We start from the raw sequence: 16,421 nt of genomic DNA on the forward strand, positions 1-16,421 counted from the left end.
ATTGCTTTGCGTTCTTCACGGGTATCAGGGCATCGGCGTGGCGCAGGGGAACTGAAGCGGGGGGTGTTGAATGTGTGACCGAGGCCTCAAACCCGCAGCGCAACTTCGTAGTCGCCGAGGAACGAGGCTGCGATGGCTGCGAAGCTGGCCCCGGGGGGCGCAGCCTCGCTCATAGTCAGCGACTAGGTGGCAGGGCTCAGAACAGCCGGGCGAGAAGGGCGGTGACGGCGGTTTCGACCCGCAGGATGCGCGCGCCGAGTTGCACCGGTTGCAGGCCGGCTTTGGCCAGCAGGTCGATTTCGTACGGAATCCAGCCGCCTTCCGGGCCGATAGCCAGGGTCACGGCTTGATCCAGGCCGCGTGGGCACGCGGGGTAATCACCGGGGTGGCCAACCAGGCCCAGTGTGCCTTCGACCACCTGTGGCAGGCGGTCTTCGACAAACGGCTTGAAACGTTTTTCGATGATGATTTCAGGCAGCACGCTGTCGCGGGACTGCTCCAGCCCCAGAATCAGCTGTTCGCGAATTGCTTCGGGCTCCAGAAACGGGGTCTGCCAAAAGCTTTTTTCGACCCGATAACTGTTGACCAGAACCACCCTGGGCACGCCCATCGAGGCAACTGTCTGCAGGACCCGGCGCAACATCTTCGGGCGCGGCAGGGCCAGTAACAGGGTCAGGGGCAGTTTGTCGGGCGGCGGCTGGTCGAGGTTGTGGATAACCAGTTCGGCTTCTTTGGCCTCCAGGCGCACCAGTTCGGCGCTGCCCATTAAACCGCCGATGCGTCCGACCCGCAGGTTGTCGCCCACTGCCGCACGGTGCACTTCCTGCATGTGAGTCAGGCGCCGATCGCGCAGGATCACGCGATCGGCGGCAATGAAATCAGCCTCTTCGAGGAGCAGCAGGTTCACGCTTGCGGTGCTGGCGGCTGGGCGTTGCTGTCGTTCTCGGGCTGTTCGTCCGGGTGATCGCCACGCTTGTTTTTGCTGATCAGGCTGCCGAACAGAATGCCGATTTCAAACAGCATCCACATCGGAATCGCCAGCAGGGTCTGGGAGAAGATGTCCGGCGGGGTCAGGATCATGCCGACTACAAAGCAGCCGATAATCACGTACGGCCGGATTTTGCGCAGGTATTTGACGTCGACAATACCGATCCATACCAGCAGCACCACTGCCACCGGGATTTCAAAGGCTACGCCAAAGGCAAAAAACAGGGTCATGACGAAATCAAGGTAGCTACTGATGTCGGTCATCATGGCCACGCCTTCCGGTGTCGCGGAGGCGAAGAACTTGAACACCAGCGGGAACACCAGGAAATAGGCGAACGCCATGCCGGCGTAGAACAGGAAGATGCTGGAGATCAGCAGCGGCACGGCAATGCGCTTTTCGTGCTTGTACAGGCCGGGGGCGATAAAGCCCCAGATCTGATGCAGGATCACCGGGATCGCTATAAACAGCGACACCATCATGGTCAGCTTGAGCGGTGTGAGGAACGGCGATGCCACGTCGGTGGCGATCATCGTGGCGCCCACCGGCAGGTATTCACGCAATGGCGTGGAAACCAGGGTGTAGATCTGCTGGGTGAAGGCGAACAACCCGATGAAGATCAGAAAAATCGCGGCGATGCAGCGCAGCAGGCGGGTGCGCAGCTCGGTCAGATGCGAAACCAGCGGCATTGGCTGGTCGTGTTCAGGCTTATCGCTCATGCGCTTAGGGGGCTCGCGGTGGCAGGGTAGGGTCGTGTGGCACTGCCGGTTGAGGTGCAGGCCCGGACTCGGTCTTGCTCAGGCTGACCGGAGCAGGGGCCGGCGGCTCTGCGGGCTCCGGCTGCGCAGGTGCGGCCAAAGGCTGGGTCGGCATCACAGGCGGCACAGGCGGCTGGAGCGGGGCCAGAATCTTCTTGGCTTCTTCTTCCATCGACATGATGTGCTCGTTGTGCAGTTGCCGACGAATTTCGTCGGCGCCGATTTCACGCTCAACTTCCTGTTTGATCGCATTGAAGCTGCGTTTCAAGCGGCCGATCCACAGCCCCGCCGTGCGTGCTGCTCCCGGCAGGCGCTCGGGGCCAAGCACCAACAGGGCCACCAGGCCGACGAGCAGCAGTTCACTGAAGCTGATACCGAACATTATTTTTGGCTCACACGTCTTTGCGGGTCGGCTCTTCGACTTTCTGGGCCTGCACGTCAATGGTGTGCGGCTCGTTGAGGGTCGAAGTGGTGTGTGGCTGCGGTGCGGCCGTTGGCTGTGCAGGCGGCACTACCGGTTCGGCAGGCTTCTCGTCGTCGTTCATGGCTTTGCGAAAGCCCTTGATCGATTCGCCCACGTCAGTGCCCAGGTTTTTCAGTTTTTTGGTGCCGAAGACCAGGACCACAACTACCAGAATGACGACCCAGTGTTTCCAGTCAAAAATGCCCATGATGAGTTCCTTGCAAAAAAGTTTAAGCGGATGGCCGTGAGGCTTTTTCCACGTGGCCGGAGGTACCGATGCGACGCTCCAGTTCATCCAGTACGGCCTGAGGATGCTGACCCAGCTGGGCGAGCATGATCATGCTGTGGAACCATAGATCGGCGGTTTCGTAGATGACATCGCTGCAATCTCCGCTGATGGCCGCATCTTTGGCTGCGATGATGGTTTCGACCGACTCTTCGCCGACCTTCTCCAGAATCTTGTTCAGACCCTTGTGGTACAGGCTGGCGACATACGAACTGTCCGGCGAGGCGCCTTTGCGCTCTTCGAGTACCCGGGCTACGCGGCTCAAGGTGTCAGTCATTGGAGTGTCCTGCGTGATAAATGGCGTGCGGGTCTTTAAGCACCGGATCGACGGTCTTCCATCCGGAGTTTTCGTACACGCGGTAGAAGCAGCTCTGACGACCTGTATGGCAGGCGATGCCACCGATTTGTTCGACCATCAGGATAATGACGTCAGCGTCGCAGTCCAGGCGCATTTCATGCAGCTTTTGTACGTGGCCCGACTCTTCACCCTTGCGCCACAGCTTGCCACGGGAACGTGACCAGTAAATGGCACGGTTCTCGGTGGCGGTCAGGCTCAGGGCTTCGCGGTTCATCCAGGCCATCATCAAAACGCGCCCGGTTTTATGGTCCTGGGCAATCGCCGGCACCAGGCCGTCGCTGTCCCATTTGATCTCGTCCAGCCAGTTGTTCATGTTCGACTCCGCGCGTAGCGATTTAACAGTTTGCCAGCCTCGCCAGAGAGTGGCTAGAACTCCTGCAGGACAGAGCTAGCTCCTGCAGGTTATCTGCGTACGATCAGATACAGGCCCACTGCCAGCAAGATACCGGCCGGCCAGTAGCTGAGGGTGTGCAGCGGCCCGACACTGGCCAGCAGGGCCCCGGCGGCCAGATGCCCGGCACCCAGCAGACGCAGGAACCAGCTGTCCCGGGGTTCGCTGACCACCAGCCGCTGATTTTTGCTATGGGGCTGCGACATGCGTTCCAGCAGGTCGCGGGTCATGCCCGCCAGATGCGGGATCTGCTCGACCTGGCTGTGCAGGTTGCGCAACAGGGTTTTCGGGCTCACCCGTTCACGCATCCAGCGTTCAAGGAACGGCTGCGCGGTGCTCCACAGGTCGAGGTCGGGGTACAGCTGACGCCCCAGCCCTTCAATGTTGAGCAGGGTTTTTTGCAGCAGCACCAGCTGTGGCTGGACTTCCATGTTGAAGCGCCGCGCGGTCTGGAACAGGCGCATCAGCACCTGGCCGAAGGAAATTTCTTTCAGCGGTTTTTCAAAAATCGGCTCGCATACGGTACGGATCGCTGCTTCAAACTCGTTGAGCTTGGTGTGCGCCGGTACCCAGCCCGAATCAATGTGCAACTGCGCCACCCGCCGGTAATCACGCTTGAAGAAGGCAAACAGGTTGCGCGCCAGGTAGTCCTGGTCCTCGGGGGTCAGGCTGCCGACAATGCCGCAGTCGATGGCGATGTATTGCGGGCTCCACGGGCTGACTGTGCTGACAAAAATGTTGCCGGGGTGCATGTCGGCGTGAAAGAAACTGTCACGAAAAACCTGGGTGAAGAAAATCTCGACCCCGCGTTCGGCCAGCATCTTCATGTCGGTGCGCTGATCGGCGAGGGTTTTCAGGTCAGTGACCTGAACCCCGTAGATGCGCTCCATGACCAGAACCTTGGGCCGGCACCAGTCCCAGTAGATCTGAGGCACGTAAAGCATCGGCGAGCCTTCGAAGTTGCGCTTGAGCTGGCTGGCGTTGGCCGCTTCACGTAACAGGTCGAGCTCGTCGTAAATGGTTTTTTCGTAATCGCTGACTACATCCACCGGGTGCAGCAGGCGGGCGTCAGCGCTCAGGCGTTCGGCAACCCTGGCCAGAATGAACAGCCAGGCCAGGTCTGAACCGATGATTGGCTTGAGGCCCGGGCGTACGACCTTGACCACAACTTCTTCGCCGGTCTTGAGCTTGGCCGAGTGCACCTGGGCCACCGAGGCCGAGGCCAGGGGTTCGATGTCGAAACGGCTGAACACTTCGCCGATGGTGGCGCCAAGTTGCTCTTCGATCAGCTTGACCGCTACCTGCGGGTCGAACGGCGGTACGCGATCCTGCAACAGCATCAGTTCGTCGGCGATGTCTTCGGGCAGCAAGTCGCGACGGGTCGAGAGAATTTGCCCGAACTTGATAAAGATCGGTCCCAGATCCTGCAGCGCCAGGCGCAGCGCAGCGCCCCGGCTCAGCTCCAGCTTCTTGCGCGGGAACCAGCGCCACGGCAGCGCGTAGCGCAGCGAGAGCATCCACCATGGCAAGGGCAGGGCGAACAGCAAGTCATCAAGGCGGTAGCGAATGACGACGCGCTGGATGCGGAACAAACGGCGTATGGCAAGCAGCTTCATGCGTTATCGCTGGAATTGAGGGATCGGCCAAGGCGCTCAAAGCGCGCCTCAAGGCGGTCCAGGTCGAGTTTGAGTTGGTCGAGTTCGTCAAAACGCGCTTGCGCTTCACGTTCTCCGACCAAGGTGCGGGCTTCTTCGCTGAGGTATTCGGCCAGATTCTGATTAAGGCTGGCGAACCCTTGCTGATACCAGTTGGCGCGGCTGCGCAAATGACCGCCGATCAGTGCCGTGGCAACCGGTCCGAGCCAGCGCGAGAGTTCATACTCCCAGTCCAGCTCCAGGTCTTGCAGCACCTGGGCAAGCGCCATCAACACGTGGCTGTCGCCCTCAAGGTCTACTTCAGGGCTGTGCAGCACGGCGGTCTTGTCTTTGCTCAGGACCAGACGCATCAAGCTGGCAGCAGGTGCACGCAGGGTGCAATCGGCATCGGCAGCCCATTGGGTGGCCAGCAGCAGGCCTTCATCGCTGGGCAGGATAAACAGCTGCAATGCCGGAGCCGCGCATTCGACAGCAATCACTTTGCCGGTCAAAGGCTGCAAGCGCGCCATGGCCGTGCTGTCCAGCCGCAAAATGCGATTGACGCCGTTTTCGACGCTGGCGAGAAGGCCGCGGAGCAACATCAGGGCTTGATGCCGCGGTGCAGCGCAACGATGCCTGAAGTCATGTTGTGATAGGTCACCCGGTCAAACCCGGCCTCGACCATCATCGACTTCAGTGTTTCCTGGTTCGGGTGCATGCGGATCGACTCGGCCAGGTAGCGATAGCTCTCCGGGTCATTGAGGATCAGCTTGCCCACCATCGGCATGAAGGCGAACGAATAAGCATCGTAAACCTTGGACATCAATGGGTTGGTCGGTTTGGAGAACTCCAGCACCAGCAAGCGCCCGCCCGGCTTGAGTACCCGCAGCATGGAGCGCAATGCGTCTTCCTTGTGGGTCACGTTGCGCAGGCCGAAGGCGATGGTCACGCAATCGAAGTGGTTGTCCGGGAACGGCAGCTTTTCAGCGTCGGCCTGAACGAACTCGATATTGCCGGCCACACCTTTGTCCAGCAGGCGGTCACGGCCAACCTTGAGCATGGAGGCGTTGATATCTGCCAGCACTACCTGGCCGGTCGGGCCAACCAGATGGGAAAACTTACGGGCCAGGTCACCGGTGCCGCCTGCGATGTCCAGCACCTTGTTGCCAGGGCGAACGCCGGACAGTTCGATGGTAAAACGCTTCCACAGGCGGTGCATGCCGCCCGACAGTACGTCGTTCATCAGGTCGTATTTAGCGGCTACAGAGTGAAAAACCTCGGCGACTTTTTCCGCCTTTTGGCTTTCCGGCACATTTTTGAAGCCGAAGTGGGTGGTGGGTTCGGCATCGCTGCCTTTGCGCTGATCAGTCATATCGCTGTCACCAAAAGAGAATGCTGGCCATTCTAATCCCGGTGGCCGGCTTTGTCTTGGCGAGGCTGAAGGTAAGTATAGTGTCGGCCTTATTTACTCGGAGTGAACCAATGGCTCGTATCAGCGTTGAACGGACCCATACCCTGGGCCTTGAGGCAGCACGTGAAAAAGCTCTACCCCTGGTTGAGAAGCTGGCGGGGCAGTATGGGCTGACCCCTGACTGGTCCGGAGATACAGTAAAGCTCAAGCGTTCGGGGGTTAACGGCACCCTGGCAATCGGCGAGAAAACCATTCGGGTCGACGTTGAGCTGGGCATGCTGATGTCTGCGATGAGCGGCATGATTCAATCGGAAATCGAGCGCTCGCTGGACAAGGCGTTGTCGTGAAGTAGCACTGTTGTGCCTGCCCCGATGGGCTTCTGACTGGCAGCAAGGCCACTTAGCGTCTAAACCTGATGCAGGTGAGCACTCTGTTCATCTTGATGATTCGACGATCTTGCTCACTGACGTCGCGACTTAACATTGAGGGGAACACGATGGCTGCTAAAAAACCGACTGCCAAAGACAGCAATTCATGGGTAGGCAAGGTCGAAGAGTACTCGCGCAAAATCTGGCTGGCAGGTTTGGGTGTGTACTCGAAGATCGATACAGACGGCAGCAAGCTATTTGATTCGTTAGTCAAAGATGGGGAGAAGGCCGAAAAACTGTCCAAGGCCGCAGTCGGTAAACTGGCTGACAGCGCCAAATCGACCACCTCTTCTGCCCGTACCCGGGTCGAGGATGTTAAAGACCTGGCCATGGGCAAGTGGAGCGAGTTCGAAGAGGCGTTTGATAAACGCCTGAACAGCGCGATTTCACGTTTGGGTGTTCCGAGCCGTGAAGAGGTCAAAACCTTACACACCAAGGTCGAGACCCTGACCAAACATATCGAGAAGCTCACCGCGGCGGCAGCCAAAGTTGCTGCCACCAAGGCTTCGTCTGCCAGCAAGCCAGCAGCTGCCAAAGCTGCAGCCAAACCCGCTGCCAAACCCGCAGCGGCCAAGCCAGTGGCAAAACCGGCTGTTAAAGCAGTCGCCAAGTCAGCCGCCAAGCCAAAGGCAAAACCAGCGGCCAAGCCGGCAACCAAGCCAGCAACTGCTGCGAGCAAGCCCGCAGCTAAACCTGCAGCAGCCAAACCGGCGGTTAAAAAACCGGCCGCAGCCAAAAAGCCGGCCGCCGCCAAGTCTTCTGTGGTTACTCCAGAGCCAAAATCTGACGCAGCGCTTTAGTCCATAGCAACTCTGGGCTTGCTTGCCAGCGATGCCAATGCCATCGCTGGCAAGCCGGCCCCCACCGGGGCTGGCGTTACAGCATCAACTTGACGATGGATTCTGACGGGTCGCGGGACTTGCCGGCTTCCTTCAGTTGCTGCAGATAATCAGCCCACAGCTCTTCCTGGCGAACCCCGAGCTGATAGAGGTATTCCCAGGTGAACAGGCCGCTGTCGTGGCCATCATCAAAGGTTATTTTCAGCGCATATTGCCCCGCCGGTTCTACCTTGCTCAGACCTACGTTGATTTTCCCGAATTGCAGAATGGGGTTGCCATGGCCCTGAACTTCGGCGGACGGGGAGTGCACGCGCAGAAATTCCGCAGGCAGGTGGTATTGCTCGCCAGAGGGATATTTGAGGGTGAGGGTTTTTGAGGCTTTGTGCAGGTTGATGGCGCTGGGGATTGGCGCTGGAGTAGAGCTCATGGGACAAAACCTTTTTCTCATCACACACACCGTAGCCGCTGCCACGGGCAGCGATCGGCAACGGAGTCGGCGATCGCTGCCTGCGCCAGCGGCTACAGGTTGTGTGAGGGTTTACAAGATATAGCGCGAGAGGTCTTCGTTCTCGGCCAGTTCGCCCAGGTGGCTGTTCACGTATTCAGCATCAATCCGGATAGGCTCGTCTTTTTGTGCGCTGGCGATATCGCCGGCGCTGAAAGACACCTCTTCCAGCAAGCGCTCAAGCAGTGTGTGCAGGCGGCGAGCACCGATGTTCTCGGTTTTTTCGTTCACCTGCCAGGCAATTTCGGCCAGGCGTTTGATGCCTTCGGGCATGAACTCGATGTTCAGGCCTTCGGTTTTCAGCAACTCGCGATATTGCTCGGTCAGGGACGCATGCGGCTCGCTGAGGATGCGCTCGAAGTCTTGCGGCGTCAGTGCCTTGAGCTCGACCCGGATTGGCAGGCGGCCTTGTAGCTCCGGCACCAGATCGCTTGGCTTGCTCAGGTGGAATGCCCCCGAAGCGATAAACAGGATGTGGTCTGTTTTGACCATGCCCAGCTTGGTGTTCACGGTGCAGCCTTCGATCAGCGGCAGCAGGTCACGCTGTACACCTTCACGGGACACATCGGCGCCGCCGACATTGCCGCGCTTGGCAACCTTGTCGATTTCGTCGATGAACACGATGCCGTGTTGCTCAACGGCTTCAAGGGCTTTGGCCTTGAGTTCTTCGTCATTGACCAGGCGACCGGCTTCTTCGTCACGCACCATTTTCAGTGCTTCTTTGACTTTCAGCTTGCGGTTCTTGCGCTTGCCTTTGCCCATGTTGGCAAACAGGCTTTGCAGCTGGTTGGTCATTTCTTCCATGCCTGGCGGCGCGGAAATATCGACGCCGGCAATGTCTGCGACTTCGATTTCGATTTCCTTGTCGTCCAGCTGGCCTTCACGCAGGCGCTTGCGGAACAGCTGACGGGTGTTGGAGTCCTGCGGCGTGGCGGCTTCTTCGCCAAACGTACGGGCAGGCGGCAACAGGGCGTCGAGGATGCGCTCTTCGGCTGCATCTTCGGCGCGATGGCGAACCTTGACGATTTCCTGCTCGCGCAGCAGCTTGATCGCCGCATCAGCCAGATCACGAATGATCGATTCAACGTCGCGGCCGACATAGCCCACTTCGGTGAACTTGGTCGCTTCAACCTTGATGAACGGCGCGTTGGCCAGTTTGGCCAGGCGGCGGGCGATTTCGGTTTTACCGACGCCGGTCGGACCGATCATCAGAATGTTTTTCGGGGTGACTTCAACTCGCAGTTCTTCAGGCAGTTGCATCCGGCGCCAGCGGTTACGCAGGGCGATGGCAACGGCGCGCTTGGCGTCGTCCTGGCCGATGATGTGGCGATTGAGTTCGTGGACAATTTCGCGGGGAGTCATGGACATAGTAATTGGCGTTCCTCTAGCAGAATCAAGCAAACGGGCCGGTGAGCCGGCCCGGCAGTTGGCTTATTCAGCGAGGTCCTGCTCCTCAATAGTGATGTTGTGGTTGGTGAATACGCAGATGTCGCCGGCGATACCGAGCGCGGTTTCGGCGATTTCGCGGGCCGACAGATCGGTTTTCATCAGCAAGGCGCGGGCTGCAGCCTGGGCGAATGCACCACCGGAGCCCATGGCGATCAAGCCGTCTTCCGGCTCAACCACGTCACCGTTACCGGTGATGATCAGGGACGCGTCTTTGTTGGCGACAGCCAGCATTGCCTCAAGGCGGCTCAGCGAGCGGTCGGTACGCCATTCTTTGGCCAACTCGACAGCTGCACGAACCAGATGGCCCTGGTGTTTTTCCAGCTGGCCTTCGAAGCGTTCAAACAGGGTAAATGCATCAGCGGTAGCACCGGCAAAACCGGCAATGACCTGGCCGTGATAGAGACGGCGGACTTTTTTCGCGTTGCCTTTCATCACGGTATTGCCAAGAGAAACCTGGCCGTCGCCAGCCATAACGACTTTGCCGTGACGGCGTACTGAAACGATGGTGGTCAAGGGAGAGTCTCCACGCAGCGGGGCGAAAATGCCTGATGGAAATACATATGGGGGTTGTAGACGGTTTTTCAACAGCGCAGAGGGAATGCAGATGAATGGAACGCGGATACGAGGGGGAATTGGGCGGGCGCCGGCTTGCCAGCGAATTGGATGATGGGGGGCTGCCATCGCCGGCAAGCCGGCTCCCACAGATTGTTTGCAGTTTCTGTGGGAGCCGCCTTTGGTCAGCGGCGTTGTTGCAACAACAGGTTGTTGAAGCCGCTACCGGCCAGCTGTTTCTGGGCGACGGTCAGCTGTTCGCGGTTGCTGAACGGGCCGACCAGTACCCGATACCAGGTTTCATCTTTCACCGTGCCGGCTTCAACCGTGGCGGTCTGGCCCAGCAAAATGATTTGCGCGCGCACCCGTTCAGCATCGGCCTGTTTGCGGAACGAACCGGCCTGCAGGAAAAATCTGGTAACAGGTGCAGCTTTGGCGACGGGTGGCGCAGGAGGCGGGGTAATGCCGCTCAAGGCCGCCTGGGCGCGGGCAGTATCGATTTTTGCAGCTTCGGCAGGCGTCACCGGTGCCAGTGGCGCCGTTTGCGGCGTAGGCGGAGTTTTCTCCGGTACGGCCTCCGGCGGCACTATCACTTCCGACTCCGGCAGCAAGGTGTAGAAGTCGTACTTGGGCTTGACCGGCTGGGTCGGGCTAGGCGCAGTTTTGTTGGCCTCGGCGACTTGCGCCGCTTTCTGCTGCTCCTGCTTGACCCGTTTTACATCGTCGCCCTTGCCGGGCTCGAGTTTCATCAGAAACACGATAAACGCACCCACGGTGAGGCCGATGGCCATCCATAGCCAGCCCGGAATCGGCTTCTTTGCAGGCGCCTGATAGCGGCTGGCGCCTCGCTTGGGTGCAGGTTTTTTCTTGGCGGCCAACTTACATGCGCTCCAGAGTTTCCAGGCCCAGCAGTTCCAGGCCTTGCTTGAGGGTACGACCCGCCAGAGCTGCCAGGCGCAGACGGCTGTGTTTTTGCGCTTCGTCTTCGGCCGTCAGGATCGGGCAGTTTTCGTAGAAGCTGGAGAACAACCCGGCCACTTCGTACAGATAGGTACACAGGGTATGCGGGGTGCCTTTTTCGGCAACGTTGTTCAGTACTTCACCGAACTGTGCCAATTTGGCGGCCAGGTCTTGTTCTTGCGGTGCCTCCAGGACGATTTGACCTTCAACTTCGTCGAAGTTCTTGCCCAGTTTGCGGAACACGCCCGCAACTCGGGTGTAGGCATACAGCAGATAAGGTGCGGTATTGCCTTCAAAGTTCAGCATCAGGTCGAAGTTGAAGCTGTAGTCGCTGGTGCGGTGTTTGGACAGATCCGCGTATTTCACCGCGCCAATGCCGACGACCTTGGCGATTGCGCGCAGCTCGTCTTCCGCCAGTTCCGGGTTTTTCTCTTTGACCAGGGTGTAGGCGCGTTCCTTGGCTTCGGTCAGCAGGTCGACCAGCTTCACCGTACCGCCATCACGGGTCTTGAACGGACGACCGTCGGCCCCGTTCATGGTGCCGAAGCCCATGTGCTCCATTTCCATCGGATGGGTTACAAAGCCGGCCTTGCGGGCAACTGCAAACACTTGCTGGAAGTGCAATGCCTGGCGCTGATCGACGAAGTACAAGGCCCGATCGGCTTTCAACACGCCGCTGCGATAGCGAATGGCTGCCAAGTCAGTGGTGGCATACAGATAGCCGCCATCGGCTTTGACGATGATCACCGGCAGCGGTTCGCCTTCAGCGTTCTTGAACTCGTCGAGGAACACGCACTGGGCGCCGTTGCTCTCCACCAGCATGCCCTTGGCCTTGAGGTCGTTGACCACGTTGATCAGGTCGTCGTTGTAGGCGCTTTCGCCCATAACGTCAGCCATGGTCAGTTTGACGTTCAACTGCTCGTAAATTTTCTGGCAGTGGGACAGCGAGATATCTTTGAACTTGGTCCACAGCGCCAGGCAATCCGGGTCGCCGGCTTGCAGCTTGACCACCAGGCCGCGGGCGCGGTCGGCAAATTCAGGAGACTCGTCGAAGCGTTTTTTAGCGGCGCGGTAGAAGTTCTCGAGATCGGACAGCTCGTCGCTGGTGATCGGGTTTTCTTCCAGGTACGCCATCAACATGCCGAACTGGGTGCCCCAGTCGCCCACGTGGTTCTGGCGAATCACCTCGTCGCCGAGGAATTCCAGGACCCGTGCAACGCCGTCGCCGATGATGGTTGAGCGCAAGTGGCCCACATGCATCTCTTTGGCCAGGTTGGGGGCGGACATGTCCACGACGGTGCGCATTGGCCTGGTGGCCTTGTGCACGCCGATTTTCGGGTCAGCCAGGGCTGCGTCCAGGCGCGAAGCCAGGGCCTGGGTGTTCTGAAAGAAGTTCAGGAAGCCGGGGCCGGCGATCTCGGTCTTGCTGATTTGCTCATCGGCAGGCAGGGCCGCGATGATTTTTTCAGCCAGATCCCGGGGCTTCATGCCGGCAGGTTTGGCCAGCATCATGGCGATGTTGCTGGCGAAGTCGCCGTGGGTCTTGTCACGGGCGTTTTCCACCTGAATCGCTGGCGTCAGGCCTTCAGGCAACACACCTTCTGTGACGAGTTGAGCTAGGGCTTTTTGAATCAGCTGGCGAATGGTGTCTTTCATGGTCTTCTCTGTCGACCGCAAGCGCGGTAGCGCCTCAGTGCGCAGGTGGAAAAACTGGGTATTATCCGTTGCGAAAGCAGCCTTGCCAACCTTGGCGGCCGGGTAGTTCAGGGTTTATGCAAATTGCCGGTGGCTCAATACAAATCCACCGGGTCTACATCCAGCGACCAGCGCACCTGACGGCCGCTGGGCATTTGCTCCAGCACCAGCAGCCATTGGCTGAGCAGTCGATGCAAGGGGCCGCGGGCATTGGCTTGCAATAATAGCTGAGCACGATAGCGCCCGGCACGGCGCTCCATGGGTGCCGGTACCGGGCCGAGCAGTTCGATGCCGCCCAGGTTCAGCTCGGCCAGTAAACGTTCGGCCTCGCTGCACGCCTCATCCAGGAAACCTTCGGCCTGTCCCGGCTTGTGGGCCTCGGCACGCAGCAGGGCCAGGTGGGCGAAGGGCGGCAGCCCGGCGGCCCGACGCTCGCTCAGGGCCTGTTCGGCGAAGGCGAAGTAACCCTGCTCGGTCAGTTGGATCAGCAGCGGATGGTCGGCCAGGTGAGTCTGGATGATCACCTTGCCCGGCTCTTCGGCGCGCCCGGCCCGACCCGCGACCTGAACGATAAGCTGGGCCATGCGCTCACTGGCGCGGAAGTCACCGGAGAACAAACCGCCATCGGCGTCGAGGATCGAGACCAGCGTCACCCGGGGAAAGTGATGGCCTTTGGCAAGCATCTGGGTGCCGATCAAAATACACGGCTGGCCCTTTTGAATCGTGGCAAACAGCTGGTTCATCGCGTCTTTGCGCGAGGTGCTGTCGCGATCGACCCTGAGCACCGGGTAGTCCGGAAACAGAATCCCCAGCCGCTCTTCGGCGCGCTCGGTGCCGGCGCCCACGGGCCGTAAATCGACTTTGCCGCATTGCGGGCAATTGCGCGGTACAGGTTCGACGTAGCCGCAGTGATGGCAGCGCAGTTCGCCGGATCGCTGATGAACGGTCATGCGTGCATCACAGCGCTGGCATTCCGACATCCAGCCGCAGTCATGGCACAACAGGGTCGGCGCGAAGCCCCGGCGGTTGAGAAACACCAGCACTTGCTGGCCTGCGGCGAGCGTCTGGCCGATGGCCTGTTGCATCGGCCCGGAAATGCCGCTGTCCAGTGGACGGCTTTTCACATCCAGGCGCAGGAAGCGTGGCTGTTTGGCCCCGCCGGCGCGTTCATTCAGGCGCAGCAGGCCGTAGCGACCGGTATAGGCGTTGTGCAGGCTTTCGAGGGACGGGGTGGCAGAGCCCAGCACAATCGGGATGTTTTCCTGGCGGGCGCGTACCAGTGCCAAATCCCGGGCGTGATAGCGCAAACCTTCCTGCTGTTTATAAGAGCCGTCGTGCTCTTCGTCGATGATGATCAGCCCGGGGTTTTTCATCGGGGTGAACAATGCCGAGCGGGTGCCAATAATAATGTCGGCTTCGCCATCCCGGGCTGCCAGCCAGCTTTCGAGGCGTTCCCGATCGTTGACCGCCGAGTGCACCAGAGCGATGCGCGCGTTGAAGCGCTGCTCGAAACGGGCCAGGGTTTGCGGGCCCAGGTTGATCTCGGGGATCAGCACCAGCGCCTGTTTACCTGCCTGGAGCGTCTCGCGGATCAGTTGCAAATACACTTCGGTCTTGCCGCTGCCCGTCACCCCAGCCAGCAAAAAGGCATGAAAGTGGTCGAATCCTGCCCGGATCGCCTCGTAGGCGGCCCGTTGTTCGCTGTTGAGTGGCAGTTCGGGCTGGGCCAGCCAGTGTTCGTGGCGCTCACTCGGCGCGTGACGGCGGATTTCCACGGTGACCAGTTCTTTGGCCAGCAGCAGGTCGAGACTGTCTTTGCTCAACATCAATTTACTGAGCAGTTGATGGGCCACGCCGTGGGGGTGCTGGGCGAGGGTGGCCAGCGCCTCGCGCTGGCGCGGGGCCCGGGCGACACGCGGGTCGTCAAGCCTGGCCCCGGGGGCGATCTGCCAGAACCGCTCCTGGCGGGTTTCGGCCAGCTCGCCCTGACGCAACAACACCGGCAGCGCCCAGCTAAGGGTGTCGCCCAGGCTGTGCTGGTAATACTGCGAGGTCCATAAACAGAGCTTGAACAGGGAGGCCGGCAGCGGCGGTGTGGCATCGAGCAGTGCGATTGCCGGTTTCAGCTTGTCGGCCGGCACTTCGCTGTGGTCGACCACTTCCACCAGAATCCCGATCATTTCCCGCCGCCCGAACGGTACCCGCAGGCGCATCCCGGGCTGTAATTGACTGCGCAGCACGCCCGCAGGCGCCCGGTAATCAAACAGGCGGCGCAAGGGGGAAGGCAGGGCAAGGCGCAAAATGGCGTCGGGCACGCGGGGCTCTCAAGTGATGAACGGCAAAGATGGCCCGGAGCCTAGCAGACAACGCGGTCCGGGACTAAAAGGCAGGTCAATGAATGGTGAAAGAATTTGGGGGGAGCATGATTGGTCACTTGCGTCAATGCAAAGGTCTGGTATTATCGGCGCCCTAAATTTACGTGCGGTATTCAACAATGGTGTTGAGTGGCGGCACGCTAGCCTGAGGAATACCCCATGAAAGCCGATATCCATCCAGCGTACGAAACAATCCTGGTAACTTGCAGCTGCGGCAACAAGTTCGAAACCCGTTCGAACCTGTGCAAGCCACTGGGCACTGACGTATGCAACGAGTGCCACCCGTTCTACACCGGTAAGCAGAAAACTCTGGACATTGGCGGTCGTGTTGATCGCTTCAAGACTCGTTTTGGTGCTTTCGGCGCTAAAGCAGCTCCAGCAGCAGAAGCAGACAAAGCAGCCGAGTAAGGCTGATGACCTTGGGCAGGCTTTCTGGTCTGGCCGGGTTATTGAAAAAGGCGTCCCTTGCGGGCGCCTTTTTTGTGTCCGGGATTTGGCTGGCTGACGTTTCTGCCGCGCCTCTGTGCCCTGCACCGGCAGCCTTGTCATACGCACAGGTGCAGCGGGTGGTCGATGGCGACACCCTGCGCCTCAAGGATGGCCGCAGCGTGCGCATGATCGGCCTCAATGCCCCGGAGACGGGGAAGCAAGGCCAGTCCGCCGAGCCTTTTGCCGACGCTGCGCGCAAGCGCCTGCAAGACTTGGTGGCGCAAAGCGATGGCCGGGTCGGATTGCTCGCGGGCAAGCAGGCTCAGGACCGTTACGGGCGCACCCTTGCCCATGTGTTTGGCGCCGATGGCAGTAATCTTGAAGCCCGGTTGCTGGCCGATGGCCTGGCCTATCAGGTGGCAATCGCCCCGAATACCCGGTTACTCGATTGCCAGCAAGCGGCCGAGCAAAGCGCCCGGGCATCCGGGCTGGGGCTATGGCGGCAGTCGCCGGTGCTGACGCCGCAGCAAATCACCCGCTCGGGTTTCGTTCTGGTCAGCGCAACGGTCAGTAAGGTGCAGCGCAATCGCGGTGGACTCTGGATCGATCTGCAGGGCGGTCTGGTATTGCATATTGCACCCAATCAGCTGGGCGGCTTTGATCACAAGGCCCTCCTCAGGCTGCAGGGCGCGCAGATTGAGGCCCGTGGCTGGGTTCTGGATCGCGCCAGGCGGGGCGGTTTGCAAGGTGGGCAGGCGCGCTGGATGCTGCCTTTGACTGATCCGGGGATGTTTAAAGTCATTGCGCATTAAAAATTGTAGACAATTTTTAATGGTGATTGTGAACACTCTAACCCTTGCAGGGCGCGGCTCTTGGCCCAAAGTCTTAAGGTAAAGCCCTTGA

At 59.8% G+C, this 16,421-nt stretch carries 19 protein-coding genes; 4 read left to right on the forward strand and 15 right to left on the reverse strand.

Annotation, left to right across the window (positions count from 1 at the left end):
- Positions 1–196 precede the first annotated feature (196 nt).
- From EQV90_RS01015 to ubiE, 9 genes are all read right to left on the reverse strand, one after another.
- Positions 197–907 (reverse strand): 16S rRNA (uracil(1498)-N(3))-methyltransferase, encoded by a 711-nt coding sequence (locus EQV90_RS01015; RefSeq protein ID WP_240877645.1) that lies wholly within the window; start codon positions 905–907, stop codon positions 197–199.
- Positions 904–1,704, reverse strand: a complete 801-nt coding sequence (tatC, locus tag EQV90_RS01020) for a twin-arginine translocase subunit TatC (protein ID WP_003438731.1) — start codon at positions 1,702–1,704, stop codon at positions 904–906. Before tatC ends, EQV90_RS01015 begins: the two co-directional genes overlap by 4 nt.
- 4 nt (positions 1,705–1,708) lie before the next feature.
- Positions 1,709–2,125 (reverse strand): Sec-independent protein translocase protein TatB, encoded by a 417-nt coding sequence (tatB, locus tag EQV90_RS01025; protein ID WP_202211126.1) that lies wholly within the window; start codon positions 2,123–2,125, stop codon positions 1,709–1,711.
- 10 nt (positions 2,126–2,135) lie between these two features.
- The gene (locus EQV90_RS01030; protein WP_003438734.1) at positions 2,136–2,414 is read right to left on the reverse strand and encodes a twin-arginine translocase TatA/TatE family subunit; all 279 of its coding nucleotides are present in this window, start codon (positions 2,412–2,414) and stop codon (positions 2,136–2,138) included.
- 22 nt (positions 2,415–2,436) lie between these two features.
- Positions 2,437–2,769, reverse strand: a complete 333-nt coding sequence (locus EQV90_RS01035; RefSeq protein WP_003438737.1) for a phosphoribosyl-ATP diphosphatase — start codon at positions 2,767–2,769, stop codon at positions 2,437–2,439.
- Positions 2,762–3,163 (reverse strand): phosphoribosyl-AMP cyclohydrolase, encoded by a 402-nt coding sequence (hisI, locus tag EQV90_RS01040; RefSeq protein WP_240877646.1) that lies wholly within the window; start codon positions 3,161–3,163, stop codon positions 2,762–2,764. The genes EQV90_RS01035 and hisI overlap by 8 nt, the downstream gene beginning before the upstream one ends.
- An 89-nt stretch (positions 3,164–3,252) precedes the next feature.
- Complete coding sequence (gene ubiB / locus EQV90_RS01045) at positions 3,253–4,857, reverse strand: ubiquinone biosynthesis regulatory protein kinase UbiB (protein WP_003438740.1); 1,605 nt, start codon at positions 4,855–4,857, stop codon at positions 3,253–3,255.
- Entirely contained in the window at positions 4,854–5,477 is a 624-nt protein-coding gene (locus EQV90_RS01050; protein WP_003438742.1) for an SCP2 sterol-binding domain-containing protein, read from the reverse strand. The genes ubiB and EQV90_RS01050 overlap by 4 nt, the downstream gene beginning before the upstream one ends.
- Complete coding sequence (gene ubiE, locus EQV90_RS01055; protein ID WP_003438744.1) at positions 5,477–6,247, reverse strand: bifunctional demethylmenaquinone methyltransferase/2-methoxy-6-polyprenyl-1,4-benzoquinol methylase UbiE; 771 nt, start codon at positions 6,245–6,247, stop codon at positions 5,477–5,479. The genes EQV90_RS01050 and ubiE overlap by 1 nt, the downstream gene beginning before the upstream one ends.
- Positions 6,248–6,357: 110 nt before the next feature.
- Here ubiE and EQV90_RS01060 point away from each other — a divergent pair, with 110 nt between their 5' ends.
- Together EQV90_RS01060 and EQV90_RS01065 are read left to right on the forward strand one after the other, a co-directional pair.
- A complete protein-coding gene (locus EQV90_RS01060) occupies positions 6,358–6,633 on the forward strand; it encodes a polyhydroxyalkanoic acid system family protein (RefSeq protein ID WP_003438745.1) in 276 nt (91 codons plus the stop codon).
- Positions 6,634–6,782: 149 nt separating this feature from the next.
- Complete coding sequence (locus EQV90_RS01065) at positions 6,783–7,514, forward strand: phasin family protein (RefSeq protein WP_010656294.1); 732 nt, start codon at positions 6,783–6,785, stop codon at positions 7,512–7,514.
- A 76-nt stretch (positions 7,515–7,590) separates the two neighbouring features.
- On the opposite strand, the gene EQV90_RS01070 is transcribed toward EQV90_RS01065, so the two are convergent.
- The 6 genes from EQV90_RS01070 to EQV90_RS01095 form a co-directional block, all read right to left on the reverse strand.
- Positions 7,591–7,980: a DUF971 domain-containing protein gene (locus tag EQV90_RS01070; RefSeq protein ID WP_127195703.1), complete on the reverse strand. Its 390-nt coding sequence runs from the start codon at positions 7,978–7,980 to the stop codon at positions 7,591–7,593.
- 111 nt (positions 7,981–8,091) lie between these two features.
- Positions 8,092–9,426 carry an ATP-dependent protease ATPase subunit HslU gene (gene hslU, locus EQV90_RS01075; RefSeq protein ID WP_003438752.1) on the reverse strand — a complete coding sequence of 445 codons (1,335 nt, stop codon included), beginning with the start codon at positions 9,424–9,426 and terminating at the stop codon, positions 8,092–8,094.
- 63 nt (positions 9,427–9,489) lie between these two features.
- Positions 9,490–10,020, reverse strand: coding sequence for an ATP-dependent protease subunit HslV (hslV, locus tag EQV90_RS01080; RefSeq protein ID WP_003438754.1), 531 nt, complete (start codon positions 10,018–10,020; stop codon positions 9,490–9,492).
- A gap of 224 nt (positions 10,021–10,244) precedes the next feature.
- Complete coding sequence (locus tag EQV90_RS01085; protein ID WP_010656292.1) at positions 10,245–10,937, reverse strand: SPOR domain-containing protein; 693 nt, start codon at positions 10,935–10,937, stop codon at positions 10,245–10,247.
- 1 nt (position 10,938) lies between these two features.
- A complete protein-coding gene (gene argS, locus EQV90_RS01090; protein ID WP_010656291.1) occupies positions 10,939–12,675 on the reverse strand; it encodes an arginine--tRNA ligase in 1,737 nt (578 codons plus the stop codon).
- 134 nt (positions 12,676–12,809) lie between these two features.
- A complete protein-coding gene (locus tag EQV90_RS01095; RefSeq protein WP_003438759.1) occupies positions 12,810–15,029 on the reverse strand; it encodes a primosomal protein N' in 2,220 nt (739 codons plus the stop codon).
- Between the two features lie 219 nt (positions 15,030–15,248).
- Between EQV90_RS01095 and rpmE the strand changes: the two genes are divergently transcribed.
- Together rpmE and EQV90_RS01105 are read left to right on the forward strand one after the other, a co-directional pair.
- Positions 15,249–15,497 carry a 50S ribosomal protein L31 gene (gene rpmE, locus EQV90_RS01100; protein WP_003438761.1) on the forward strand — a complete coding sequence of 83 codons (249 nt, stop codon included), beginning with the start codon at positions 15,249–15,251 and terminating at the stop codon, positions 15,495–15,497.
- Positions 15,498–15,502: 5 nt separating this feature from the next.
- Positions 15,503–16,330 carry a thermonuclease family protein gene (locus EQV90_RS01105; protein WP_010656289.1) on the forward strand — a complete coding sequence of 276 codons (828 nt, stop codon included), beginning with the start codon at positions 15,503–15,505 and terminating at the stop codon, positions 16,328–16,330.
- The last annotated feature ends 91 nt before the right edge of the window (positions 16,331–16,421 follow it).

This window comes from Pseudomonas sp. TMW22089, from assembly GCF_022496645.1.
GTDB lineage: Bacteria > Pseudomonadota > Gammaproteobacteria > Pseudomonadales > Pseudomonadaceae > Aquipseudomonas > Aquipseudomonas paraversuta.

Excerpts from the sequence above, each read along its gene's own strand:
- tatC (WP_003438731.1), bottom strand. The coding sequence starts at position 1,704 with ATGAGCGATAAGCCTGAACACGACCAGCCAATGCCGCTGGTTTCGCAT.
- tatB (WP_202211126.1), bottom strand. The coding sequence starts at position 2,125 with ATGTTCGGTATCAGCTTCAGTGAACTGCTGCTCGTCGGCCTGGTGGCC.
- EQV90_RS01030 (WP_003438734.1), bottom strand. The coding sequence starts at position 2,414 with ATGGGCATTTTTGACTGGAAACACTGGGTCGTCATTCTGGTAGTTGTG.
- EQV90_RS01035 (WP_003438737.1), bottom strand. The coding sequence starts at position 2,769 with ATGACTGACACCTTGAGCCGCGTAGCCCGGGTACTCGAAGAGCGCAAA.
- hisI (WP_240877646.1), bottom strand. The coding sequence starts at position 3,163 with ATGAACAACTGGCTGGACGAGATCAAATGGGACAGCGACGGCCTGGTG.
- ubiB (WP_003438740.1), bottom strand. The coding sequence starts at position 4,857 with ATGAAGCTGCTTGCCATACGCCGTTTGTTCCGCATCCAGCGCGTCGTC.
- EQV90_RS01050 (WP_003438742.1), bottom strand. The coding sequence starts at position 5,477 with ATGTTGCTCCGCGGCCTTCTCGCCAGCGTCGAAAACGGCGTCAATCGC.
- ubiE (WP_003438744.1), bottom strand. The coding sequence starts at position 6,247 with ATGACTGATCAGCGCAAAGGCAGCGATGCCGAACCCACCACCCACTTC.
- EQV90_RS01060 (WP_003438745.1), top strand. The coding sequence starts at position 6,358 with ATGGCTCGTATCAGCGTTGAACGGACCCATACCCTGGGCCTTGAGGCA.
- EQV90_RS01065 (WP_010656294.1), top strand. The coding sequence starts at position 6,783 with ATGGCTGCTAAAAAACCGACTGCCAAAGACAGCAATTCATGGGTAGGC.
- EQV90_RS01070 (WP_127195703.1), bottom strand. The coding sequence starts at position 7,980 with ATGAGCTCTACTCCAGCGCCAATCCCCAGCGCCATCAACCTGCACAAA.
- hslU (WP_003438752.1), bottom strand. The coding sequence starts at position 9,426 with ATGTCCATGACTCCCCGCGAAATTGTCCACGAACTCAATCGCCACATC.
- argS (WP_010656291.1), bottom strand. The coding sequence starts at position 12,675 with ATGAAAGACACCATTCGCCAGCTGATTCAAAAAGCCCTAGCTCAACTC.
- rpmE (WP_003438761.1), top strand. The coding sequence starts at position 15,249 with ATGAAAGCCGATATCCATCCAGCGTACGAAACAATCCTGGTAACTTGC.
- EQV90_RS01105 (WP_010656289.1), top strand. The coding sequence starts at position 15,503 with ATGACCTTGGGCAGGCTTTCTGGTCTGGCCGGGTTATTGAAAAAGGCG.